Annotated in this window: 9 protein-coding genes; 3 read left to right on the top strand and 6 right to left on the bottom strand. The window is 64.1% G+C overall.

Annotation, left to right across the window (positions count from 1 at the left end):
* Nucleotides 1-424 precede the first annotated feature (424 nt).
* Both ASD00_RS01080 and ASD00_RS01075 read right to left on the bottom strand, forming a co-directional pair.
* Complete coding sequence (locus ASD00_RS01080; protein WP_025425719.1) at nt 425-1,324, bottom strand: ribokinase; 900 nt, start codon at nt 1,322-1,324, stop codon at nt 425-427.
* A 52-nt stretch (nt 1,325-1,376) separates the two neighbouring features.
* Nucleotides 1,377-2,567: a DNA recombination protein RmuC gene (locus tag ASD00_RS01075; protein WP_057204286.1), complete on the bottom strand. Its 1,191-nt coding sequence runs from the start codon at nt 2,565-2,567 to the stop codon at nt 1,377-1,379.
* A 151-nt stretch (nt 2,568-2,718) separates the two neighbouring features.
* Between ASD00_RS01075 and def the strand changes: the two genes are divergently transcribed.
* The 3 genes from def (at nt 2,719) to truA (ending at nt 5,026) form a co-directional block, all read left to right on the top strand.
* Nucleotides 2,719-3,243, top strand: coding sequence for a peptide deformylase (def, locus tag ASD00_RS01070; RefSeq protein WP_025425721.1), 525 nt, complete (start codon nt 2,719-2,721; stop codon nt 3,241-3,243).
* 104 nt (nt 3,244-3,347) lie between these two features.
* Complete coding sequence (gene fmt / locus ASD00_RS01065) at nt 3,348-4,283, top strand: methionyl-tRNA formyltransferase (RefSeq protein ID WP_025425722.1); 936 nt, start codon at nt 3,348-3,350, stop codon at nt 4,281-4,283.
* A complete protein-coding gene (gene truA / locus ASD00_RS01060) occupies nt 4,283-5,026 on the top strand; it encodes a tRNA pseudouridine(38-40) synthase TruA (protein WP_025425723.1) in 744 nt (247 codons plus the stop codon). The genes fmt and truA overlap by 1 nt, the downstream gene beginning before the upstream one ends.
* Before the next feature lie 38 nt (nt 5,027-5,064).
* On the opposite strand, the gene ASD00_RS01055 is transcribed toward truA, so the two are convergent.
* The 4 genes from ASD00_RS01055 to ASD00_RS01040 form a co-directional block, all read right to left on the bottom strand.
* Nucleotides 5,065-5,661, bottom strand: a complete 597-nt coding sequence (locus ASD00_RS01055) for a hypothetical protein (RefSeq protein WP_025425724.1) — start codon at nt 5,659-5,661, stop codon at nt 5,065-5,067.
* Nucleotides 5,648-6,841, bottom strand: a complete 1,194-nt coding sequence (gene dapE / locus ASD00_RS01050; protein WP_025425725.1) for a succinyl-diaminopimelate desuccinylase — start codon at nt 6,839-6,841, stop codon at nt 5,648-5,650. The genes ASD00_RS01055 and dapE overlap by 14 nt, the downstream gene beginning before the upstream one ends.
* Before the next feature lie 185 nt (nt 6,842-7,026).
* Nucleotides 7,027-10,212: a multidrug efflux RND transporter permease subunit gene (locus ASD00_RS01045; protein ID WP_025425726.1), complete on the bottom strand. Its 3,186-nt coding sequence runs from the start codon at nt 10,210-10,212 to the stop codon at nt 7,027-7,029.
* 140 nt (nt 10,213-10,352) lie between these two features.
* The gene (locus ASD00_RS01040) at nt 10,353-11,558 is read right to left on the bottom strand and encodes an efflux RND transporter periplasmic adaptor subunit (RefSeq protein WP_057204285.1); all 1,206 of its coding nucleotides are present in this window, start codon (nt 11,556-11,558) and stop codon (nt 10,353-10,355) included.
* Nucleotides 11,559-11,580 lie beyond the last annotated feature (22 nt).

The following is an 11,580-nucleotide window of genomic DNA, read 5'->3' as shown; positions in this document are numbered from 1 at the left end:
GGGTGAAACTCCATCATGGAGCGCCAGATGCCGACCGGCATTAAGGAGGCTGCCCATTCCTTGGGGAACCGGCTTTCTCATGGTCTTGAATAGCCGAGCAAATCTTAAGATTGGGCCAACGCAACGGCCAATTCATGCGCCGCTCATGGAGAATTTCCGCGCAAAGTTTTACCTCCGCGACAAAGACTGTCCGGATTGCGCAAAGGCTGTCGAAGAGTGATTTTCAGGGTCGTTGCCCGCTGAAAGGGCGCTTTCGGCACAGCAGGATCGGAAAGCCTCGCCGTTCAAACCAGGTCGCGCGACGGGCGTCAAAGTCTGCCCGGAAAAGTGTGCAGCTATTTGCGATAACGACATCGGCAAAAGCGAGAGCTTTGAAGTGCGGCAATCGAACGATCGCAACGCACTTCAAGATCGGATCAGGCCCTTAGATGCGCGGCTCGACTTCCGAGGCAAGCGGGATCGAGGGCTGGGCGCCGCGCTTCAGGCAGGCGAGTGAACCCGCCACCGCGGCGCGTCGGAGCGCGTCGGGAAATGCGAGCTTCTCGTCGAGGCTTGCAGCCAGGTAACCGCAGAACGTATCGCCGGCACCGACGGTATCGACCGGGTCGATCTTTAGGCCGCGGGCGCGATGGACCTCGCCTTCGTGCACGGCGATGACGCCTTCCGCGCCCAGCGTGACGATGACTGTGTGGCCGGTTTCGGCGTGCAGCTTTCTCATTGCCTCTTCGCGTTCGTGACCTTCGATCCCGGTCTTGCCGGCCAAAAGTTCGAACTCCGTCTCGTTGGCGATGACGATATCGGCCAGCCGGCCGAGGCGGGCCGCTTCCGGGGTCAGGGGCGCGATATTGATGACGGAGCGAATGCCCTTGCGCCGGGCTTCCGAGAGCGCCTTTTCCACCGACGCTGCCGGTATCTCCAGCTGCAGCATCAGGGTGTCGCCGGCGTTCAGGCCACCAACGGCGGCAACTGCATCGGCTTCGTTGACCGTTGCGTTGGCGCTGGCAACGACGACAATGACATTCTCGCCTTCACCGCCGACGAGGATATGGGCCGTGCCCGTCGGCTCCTCGACGGTTTTGGTCAAGGACAGGTCGGCGCCGGCCTCCCGCAGCAATTCGAGCGCGCCGTCGGCAAAGCTGTCCGAGCCGACGGCGCCGGCCATGTGAACGATGGCGCCGGCACGCCGTGCGGCCAGCGCCTGATTGGCGCCCTTGCCACCGGCGGCAGTCGAAAAGCCCGAGCCGGCAACGGTTTCGCCCGGCTTCGGCAGACGCGCGGTCGTGGCGATCAGGTCCATATTGATGGACCCAAAAACAGTGATCATGTGAAGATGTCCCGTCGAATTGCTGATTTTGGCCGGAGAGTGCCCGAGACCGTCAGTCCTCGTCAACCACCCTGAGGCGCAATTGCCCGACGCGATTGTCGACGGCATGGCGCGGTTCTTCCGGTCGTGCCGCACCTTCCGCCTCAAGTTCCAGCGCTTCGATCTTGGCGCCGCGGCGGGAAAGCTTGCCCGAGGAGATGAGGATCTCTTCGACATCCTTCTGGCTCATGGCGAAGTGACCCTGCAGCTTGCGGACCCGTTCGTCGAGGCGCGTCAAGTCCTCCATCAGCCGCCCCACTTCCCCCTGGATGAGATGCGCCTGCTCGCGCATGCGGGCGTCACGGAGGATCGACTGGATCACCTGGATCGACAGGAGCAGCAGCGACGGCGAGACGATGACGATCCGCTGGCGATGCGCCTTCTGGACGATCGCTTCGAAATGCTCGTGGATTTCAGCGAAGATCGATTCCGAGGGAACGAAGAGGAAAGCCGTCTCCTGCGTCTCGCCGGGGATCAGGTACTTGCTGGCGATATCGCGGACATGCACCTCCATGTCGCGGCGGAACAGTTGCACCATCTGTTGCCGGCGCTCAGGCGTTGCAGCGTCCCGCATGCCGTTCCAGGCCTCCAGCGGAAACTTCGCGTCAATCACCAGCGGCGGTTGGTCGTTCGGCATGCGGATGGTGCAGTCCGGCCGGGCGCCGTTGGAAAGCGTCGTCTGGAAGGCAAAGGCGCCCATCGGCAGGCCGTCGGCGACGATCGTTTCCATACGCGACTGGCCGAAGGCGCCGCGTGTCTGCTTGTTCGAAAGGATGGCCTGCAGCCCGGCCATGTCCTTGGCCAGCGACTGGATGTTGTTCTGGGCGGTGTCGATCACTGCCAGGCGCTCCTGCAATCGCCGCAGGTTTTCGTGCGTCGCCTTGGTCTGCTCGCTGATCGAGGCGCCGATCCGGTGCGTCATGCCATCGATCCGCTGGCTCAGCGTCTGGTTCAGTTCCGCCTGGCGGCTGCCGAACACGTCGGCCATTGCCGCGATGCGGCCCTGCATTTCCGTCTGCGCTGCCAGCAGCATGGCCATCTGCTCGTGACGCTCCTCGTCGCCCGCCCGCCGCCGCCGCGAAACGGTCATCAGCACGAAGCCAATCGCCAGCACGGCCAGAACCATGCAGAGATGGGCGACAGTGACCGGCACGGTGCCGATGAGAAAAACAGGCTGGTCAAACGAAATTGGCGCAGGTTCCATGCGGCAAGCCTAACAGATTCTTTTTTGAAGACCAGATCAAAACGAGAACATTTACCCGGCGCGGTTAACGGGAGACGACATTGCCGCGATGCCCGTAGCGTGCGCGCCAATTTTCTTGCACCCGGATGGAAAGATCGGTTATGGGAGCGATATGACGATCAAGCCGCTTATCATCCTTCCCGATCCTGTTCTGCGTCAGGTCTCGACCCCGATCGAAACCATCGATGCCGACATCCGTCGCCTGGCCGACGATATGCTCGAGACGATGTATGACGCCCCGGGTATCGGGCTCGCCGCCATCCAGATCGGCGTGGCGAAACGCATGCTGGTTCTCGACGTCTCCAAGGAAGGCGACGAGAAGACCCCGCACGTTTTCATCAATCCCGAAATCGTCGCTTCGTCCGACGCGTTCTCGGTCTATGAAGAAGGCTGCCTCTCCATTCCGGATTATTATGCCGAGGTGGAGCGTCCGGCGGAGGTCACCGTCAAGCACCTCGACCGTGACGGCAAGGAACAGATCGTCAAGGCCGACGGCCTGCTGGCGACCTGCCTGCAGCATGAGATCGATCACTTGAACGGCGTGCTGTTCATTGACCACATCTCCAAGCTCAAGCGGGACATGGTGATCCGCAGGTTCACCAAGGCTGCAAAGACCCGCGGCGCCAAGGCGATCTGATCCCGAGGAAAGCGCCCGCAGGGCGCTTTGTCGTTGAGGGGCTTGATTTGAGGCGCGTAAACCCGTTTGAAGGGGCCTGATTTCAAACGGTCGGAGTATCCGCCTTGTCGCTTCGCATCATCTTCATGGGAACGCCGGAATTTTCCGTACCGACGCTTGCCGCACTCGCAGGGGCAGGTCACGAGATCGTTGCCGTCTATACCCAGCCGCCGCGGCCCGGCGGACGGCGCGGGCTCGACCTGCAGAAGTCGCCGGTGCACCAGGCGGCCGAGCTGCTCGGCGTTCCCGTGCTCACGCCCGTCAACTTCAAGGACGAAGCCGATCGCCAGACCTTCCGTGATTTCAATGCTGACGTTGCCGTTGTCGTCGCCTATGGCCTGCTGTTGCCGGAAGCGATCCTGACCGGAACGCGGCTCGGCTGCTATAATGGCCATGCCTCGCTCTTGCCGCGCTGGCGTGGTGCGGCTCCCATCCAGCGTGCCATCATGGCCGGCGACCATGAGACCGGCATGATGGTGATGAAGATGGACAAGGGGTTGGACACAGGCCCGGTCGCGCTCACCAAGGCGGTGCAGATCGGCGAGACGATGACGGCGGGCGAGCTGCATGACCGGCTGATGCAGGTCGGCGCTAACCTGATGAAGGAAGCGATCGGCAAGCTTGAGGCCGATGACCTGCCACTGACCGAGCAGGCGGGCGAGGGCGTCGTCTACGCCGCCAAGATCAGCAAGGCCGAGACTCGCATCGATTTTGCGAGGACCGCGCGCGAAGTGCACGACCATATTCGCGGCCTGTCGCCTTTTCCCGGCGCCTGGTTTGAGCTCGAGATCGCCGGCAAGCCGGAGCGCATCAAGGTTTTGAACTCCGAGCGCGTGACGGCGGCAGGAACCGCCGGAACGGTGCTCGACGACACTCTCACCATTGCCTGCAGCGACGGTGCCGTGCGGCCGACGCGGCTGCAGCGGGCAGGCGGCAAGGCTCTCAGTGTTGCCGATTTCCTGCGCGGTACGCCCATCGCCGCCGGCACGAGGGTCGGCTGATGCCGCGCTTTCGACTGATCGTCGAATATGACGGCTCCAACTATGTCGGCTGGCAGCGCCAGGACAACGGCGCTTCCGTCCAGGGCGCGATCGAAAAAGCGATCCTGTCCTTGACCGGCGAAACCGTCTCGATCCGCGGTGCCGGGCGGACCGATTCCGGCGTTCATGCCGTCGGGCAGGTGGCGCATGCGGACCTGACGCGCGAGTGGAAACCTCACACGCTGCGCAATGCGCTGAACGCGCATCTGGGCATGGCCGGCGAGGGCGTCTCGATCCTCGACGCCCAGGAAGTCACAGACGCCTTCGACGCACGGTTTTCGGCGCTGCGCCGGCATTATCTCTACCGCATCATCTGCCGTCCGTCGCGGCTGGCGCTGGAGGCGAAGCGTGCCTGGTGGGTGACGAAGCCGCTCGATCACGAGGCGATGCATGAAGGCGCGCAACGGCTCGTCGGCCACCACGACTTCACCACCTTCCGCTCCGTCCATTGCCAGGCGACAAGCCCGATGCGCACGCTCGACCGGCTGGATGTCTCTCGCACCGGCAATCTGATCGAAATTCGCGCCACGGCGCAGAGCTTCCTGCACAATCAGATCCGTTCCTTCGCCGGCTCGCTGAAGCTGGTTGGCGAAGGCAAATGGACGCCGGACGAGCTGCAGGCGGCACTCGAAGCGCGCGACCGCAAGGCCTGCGGTCCGGTGGCGCCGCCCGACGGGCTTTATTTCATGCAGGTCGATTACTGAGGAAGGTAACGTCGCGCGCAGATGGCGCGTGACGTCTGTCAGGTCGGGATAAGGCCGAAGAACTGCTGCAGCAATTCGCCCATCATCATCGACGGCAGCAGGAAAAGCGCCGTCAGCGCCGTGGCCAGCAAGGTCTGGTTTCCGGTAATGATGCGCAGCAGCCGGAAGAGTATGCCGATGCTGACGAAGAGCAGCACCAGCCAGATCAGGCTCGTCAGCCCTTCGCTGCCGGGAATGACGAGGCGGATCGCCGCCGGCACCGCCATCGCATAGGACAGCGGCACGGAAAGCCAGTTGGTGGTGACGACGATCGGCACCACGGCGGCGGCAAAGCCGAGTGGGCGCGCCAGGACGAAGACCAGCACCAGCGGCAGCAGCCAGCTGGCGAGATCGACAACCAGAAGCTTGAAGACGAAGCCGAAGCCGACAGTGGTTCCTGTTGGCATTGCAGAGAGATAATAAAGCCGCCAGGATGCCCAGGTGACGGCAATGGCCGGCAGGCACCAGAGCATCGCTGTAAACGAACGCCACAATCCGCTCTCGCTGAAATCGAGCCAGCGGAAGCCTTCGCCATTGCCCTGGATCAGCAGCCAGAGGCCCTTGATATAGGAAAGAACCTCCTCAAGCAGCGGCATGGCCGAACCAGCTGAAGATGAAGGTTTCGTAGATTTCCGTCAGCGTTTCGAGATCGGCGACGGCGACACGCTCGTCCACCATATGCATGGTCTGGCCGACAAGCCCGAATTCGACGACGGGGCAATAGTCCTTGATGAACCGCGCATCCGAGGTGCCGCCGGTGGTCGAAAGTTTCGGCTGCTGGCCGGTGACCGCTTCGATAGCGCCTGACAGCGAATCGATCAGCGCATTGTTGCGCGTCAGGAAAACGTGGCTCGGCCGTTCGTTCCAGGTGATCTCGTAACGGACCGGGTCGCGGCCTGCCCGCAGAGCGCCGTCCGTTGCCGCGCGGTCGAGGCGGGCGATGATCTCCGCCATCAGGCTCTCGGCGGTCCAGGTGTCGTTGAAGCGGATATTGAAGGCAGCAGCCGCCTTCGCAGGGATGACGTTGACGGCGCCATTGCCGACGTCGATGGTCGTCACTTCCAGGTTCGACGGCTGGAAGTTTTCCGTGCCGTTGTCGAAGGGCGGGTCCATCAGTGCCTGGGTCAGTTGCAGGATGCCGCGCACCGGATTGTCCGCCAGGTGCGGATAGGCCGCGTGGCCCTGGACGCCGTTGACGGTGATCCGGCCGGAAAGCGAGCCACGGCGGCCGATCTTGATCATGTCGCCGAGACGGTCTGGATTGGTCGGTTCGCCGACAAGGCAGGCGTCCCAACGCTCGCCCTTGGCGGCAGCCCAGCCGAGAAGTTTCGTCGTGCCGTTGATCGCAGGGCCTTCCTCGTCGCCGGTGATGAGGAACGAAACCGAGCCCTTGGGGACCCCATGCTTTTCGATGTGGCGGGCGACGGCTGCGACGAAGCAGGCAATGCCGCCCTTCATGTCGACCGCGCCGCGGCCATACATTTCGCCGCCGGCGATATCGGCGGAAAACGGACCGTGGGTCCACGCGCCGTCGTCGCCGACCGGCACCACGTCGGTATGGCCGGCAAACATCAGATGCGGGCCGTCGCTGCCGAGCCGGGCATAGAGGTTCTCGATATCGGGCGTACCCGCGTCTTTGGCCGTGACCCGGTCGACGGCAAAGCCGAGCGGCTTGAGCATGGCTTCAAGCGCTGAGTGCGCGCCGCCTTCGGCAGGGGTAACGGAGGGGCAACGGATGAGGGTGGCGAGATTGGCGATCGGATCGGTCGAGGTCATGTAGCGATATGCCGTCTGCGTGGCGCTGGGGCCAATGGGATTGAGGGTGCTGGTTTATCCGATCGTTGCGCGGCTGTCACGCAGGATGGGTGTGCAGCCGACGGCTGAGGCTATCCGTCTGTCTTCAACGTAAGCGGGCCGGATCAGATCCGGCCCGCTCAAAGCGCATATGCGGCAAGATTACCTCATTCTCCGGGCGCGAGATGAGGTGCTTCGATATGCGCTCCGGCGTGCTTCAGAGGCCGCTCGCCCGAGAGCTTGCGGATCAGCACGTAGAACACCGGCGTCATGAAGATGCCGAAGGCGGTGACGCCGATCATGCCGGAAAAGACCGCGACCCCCATGGCCGAGCGCATTTCGGCGCCGGCGCCGGTGGAGATCACCAGGGGCACGACACCCATGATGAAGGCCATCGAGGTCATCAGGATCGGCCGCAGGCGCAGCCGGCTCGCTTCGATCGCCGCCTGGACGGCGGTGCTGCCTGATAGTTCCAGTTCGCGGGCGAACTCGACGATCAGGATCGCGTTCTTGGCGGAAAGCCCGACAAGCACGATCAGGCCGATCTGCGTGAAGACGTTGTTGTCGCCTCCGGTCAGCCAGACGCCGGCAAGGGCGGCCATGATGCCCATCGGCACGATCAGGATAATCGCGATCGGCAGGGTCAGGCTTTCATACTGGGCGGCCAGCACGAGATAGACCAAGAGCAGCGCCAGCGGGAAGACGAGCATGCCCGAATTGCCGGCAAGAATCTGCTGATAGGTCAAATCCGTCCACTCGAATGCGATACCGGGCGGCAGCGTTTCCGCGGCGATCTTCTCGATCGCGGCCTGAGCCTGGCCCGAGGAGAAGCCCGGCGCCGGGCCGCCGTTGATGTCGGCCGACAGGAAGCCGTTGTAGCGGATCGCCCGCTCGGCGCCGACCGTCTGCTCGACCTTCAACAGTGCCGACAGCGGGATCATCTCGCCCGATTGCGAACGCACCTTCAGCTTGCCGATGTCGTCGGCGTGGCTGCGGTAGTTTGCATCGGCCTGGACGCGCACGCTGTAGGTGCGGCCGAAGGCGTTGAAGTCGTTGACGTAGAGCGAGCCCAGATAGATCTGCAGCGTCTCGAACACATCGGTCACTTCGACGCCGAGCTGGCGCGCCTTGACGCGGTCGAGGTCGGCGTAGAGCTGCGGCACGTTGATCTGGAAGCTCGAGTAGATGCCAGCCAGCTCCGGCGTCTGGTAGGCCTTGGCAATGAAGGCCTTGGTCGCCTCGTCGAGTGCCTGGTAGCCGAGGCCGTTCTTGTCCTCGATCTGCAGCTTGAAGCCGCCGGTGGTGCCCAGCCCCTGGACGGGCGGCGGCGGGAACATGGCGATGAAGGCATCCTGGATCGCGCCGAATTCCTGGTTCAGCTGCATGGCGATCGCCCCGCCCGAAAGCTCGGGCGTCGTGCGCTCCTCGAACGGCTTCAGCGCCACGAAGACGATGCCGGAGTTCGACGAGTTGGTGAAGCCGTTGATCGACAGGCCGGGGAAGGCGATGGCATTTTCGACGCCGGGATGCTTGAGCGCGATATCACTCATGCGGCGGATGACGTCTTCCGAGCGGTCGAGCGTCGCTGCGTCAGGCAACTGTGCAAAGCCGATCAGATACTGCTTGTCCTGGGCGGGCACGAAGCCGCCGGGAACGGCGCGGAACAGCACGAAGGTGACGCCGAGCAGCAGGACATAGACGCCCATGATCAGCGACTTGCGCGACAGGATCCTGCCGACGCCGCGGCCATAGGCTTCCGAGCTGCGACCGAAGAAGCGGTTGAAGCCGCGGAAGAACCAGCCGAACACCTTGTCCATGGCACGGGTCAGCCAATCCTTCGGCGCATGGTGATTGCGCAGGAGGAGGGCGGCGAGCGCCGGGGAAAGCGTCAGCGAGTTGATGGCGGAGATCACCGTCGAGATGGCGATCGTCAGTGCGAACTGGCGGTAGAACTGCCCGGTCAGGCCGGTGATGAACGCAAGCGGCACGAACACGGCGACGAGCACCAGCGCAATGGCGATGATCGGTCCGGAAACCTCCTGCATCGCACGGTAGGTCGCCTGTACCGGCGACAGACCCTGCTCTATGTTACGTTCGACGTTTTCGACCACGACGATGGCGTCGTCGACGACGATGCCGATCGCCAGCACCAGGCCGAACAGGCTGAGCGCGTTGATCGAGAAGCCGAAGACGTACATCACCGCGAAGGTGCCGACGATCGAGACGGGCACCGCCACGAGCGGGATGATCGAGGCGCGCCAGGTCTGCAGGAAGACGATGACGACGATGACGACCAGCGCGATCGCTTCAAGCAGGGTGTGGATGACCGACTCGATCGAGGCACGCACGAACTGGGTGGTGTCGTAGACGATCTCGTAGTCGACGCCGTCGGGCATGGTCAGCTTCAGCTCGGCCATGGCCTTGTGAACGTTTTCCGAGATCTGGATCGCGTTTGAGCCCGGCGCCTGGAAGACGCCCATGCCGACGGCGGCCTTGTTGTCGAGCAGCGAGCGCAGCGAATAGTCGGCAGCGCCCATTTCGACGCGTGCGACGTCGCCAAGCCGCGTGACCTCGCCGCCGGCGCCCGACTTGACGACGATGTCGGCAAAGTCCTCAGGCGTCTGCAGGCGGCCTTGCGCGTTGACGGAAAGCTGCAGGTCGAGGCCGGGAACCGACGGCGAGGCGCCGATGACGCCGGCGGCGGCCTGAACGTTCTGCGCGCGGATGGCGTTGGCCACGTCGCTTGCCGCAAGACCGCGTTCGGCAGCCTTCTGCGGGTCGATCCAGATGCGCATCGAATAGTCGCCGCCGCCGAAGATCTGTACCTGGCCGACGCCGTCGATGCGGGCGAGCCGATCCTTGACGTTGAGCACGCCGTAATTGCGCAGATAGTTGATGTCGTACTGGCCGTTGGGCGACAACAGGTGCACGACGAGCGTCAGGTCCGGCGAGCTCTTGACGGTCGTGACGCCGAGACGGCGCACTTCCTCGGGCAGGCGCGGCTCGGCCTGCGCGACGCGGTTCTGTATCAGCTGCTGGGCCTGGTCCGGGTCGGTGCCGAGTTCGAAGGTGACGGTCAGCGTCATCAGACCGTCCGCCGTCGCCTGGCTCTGCATGTAGAGCATGCCCTCGACGCCGTTGATCTGTTCTTCGAGCGGCGTTGCCACCGTCTCGGCGATAACAGCCGGGTTGGCGCCGGGATACTGCGCCCGCACGACGATCTGCGGCGGCACGACTTCGGGATATTCGGAGATCGGCAGGCCGGTCATGCCGAGCAGGCCGCCCACGAAGATCAGGACCGAAAGAACGCCCGCGAAGACCGGGCGGTCGACGAAGAAGCGTGAGAAGTTCATTGACGTATCCCCCTTGGGACGAGTTCAGGCAAATCTCCGGCTGTCGCGGCAAGAACACTCGCCACGCGCCGGGATCTGCTAAGTGATGTCTGGGCGGCCAATCCCAACTCGGCGACAGCCGAAGCGGGTGCCGTCATGTCCTACTTGGTTGCGATCGACGCCGTCGTTTCTTCGACCTGCTGCGGTGCCACGAGCACACCCGGGCGTACCCGCTGCAGGCCGTTGACGACGATGTTCTCGCCGGTCTTCAGGCCGCTTTCGACGATGCGCAGCCCGTCGGAATTCGGGCCAAGCTTCACCTGGCGGTACTCGACCTTGTTGTCGGAGCCGACGACGAACACGAATTTCTTGTCCTGGTCGGAGCCGATGGCGCGATCGCTGATCACGAGCTTTTCTTCGGGCTCCGGTTCGCCGATGCGGATGCGCACGAACTGGCCGGGGATCAGCCGCCCGTCGGCATTTTCAAGCGCGGCGCGGACGCGGATCGTGCCGGTCGCCGCATCCACCTCGTTGTTGATGAGCTGGATATGGCCGGAGATCGGCGTGCCTTCGTCGGCAGCGGTGCCGATCTGCACCGGGATGCGCTCGATGGCGTTGCCGCCGGCCGAGGCCTGGAGCCGGGCGAGTGCAGTGGTGACCACTTCTTCGCTGGCGCTGAAGCTTGCGTAGATCGGGTCGACCGAGACCAGCGTCGTCAGCACCGGCGAAGCGGAGCCGGCGGCGACGAGGTTGCCGGCGGTCACTTCCAGCCGGCCGACGCGGCCGGAGATCGGTGCCTTGACTTCGGTGTATTCCAGGTCGAGTTCGGCCGTGCGCAACGCGGCCTTGGCGGAGCGCACGCTCGCCTGCGCCTCGTCGAAGGCGCTGAGGCGCTGGTCGACGCCGCTCTGTGGGATGGCGCTCGTGGTCACGAGCTTGCGTCCGCGGTCGAGTTCCGTCCTGGCGAGCGCCACCCGCGCCTCGGCTGCTGCGACCTCGGCTGCAGCCCGGTCGACGGCTGCCGCATAGGGCTCGGGATCGATGGTGAGCAAAAGGTCGCCCTTTTTCACCAGTGCACCCTCGCGGAAGTGGGCTTGGAGAATGGCGCCGCCGACACGGGGGCGAATCTCGACGCGTTCGATCGCTTCCAGCCGCCCGGAAAAATCTTCCCAGGTGGTGATGCGGCGCGACTGCGCCTTGGCCACCGAAACCGGCACGGCCGGTGGAAGCGCGGCTGCCGTTTCGGTTGCGGCATCCGCCTCGAAGTGCTGCGGCAGGCCAAGAAGAACCGCGGCACCGCCGGCGGCGGACAATAGGATGCTCAGGCCGGCGCCCCAGAGGGCCCGGCGGGTCACTGTCGATTTCATTTTTCTCTCCTTGCCGGTTGGG

Origin of the sequence: Ensifer sp. Root31, assembly GCF_001424825.1 — a bacterium.
In the GTDB taxonomy this organism is placed as follows: domain Bacteria; phylum Pseudomonadota; class Alphaproteobacteria; order Rhizobiales; family Rhizobiaceae; genus Ensifer; species Ensifer canadensis.
Note: the sequence above shows the minus strand (reverse complement) of the source record. Positions and strands in the feature narration are given on the sequence as shown.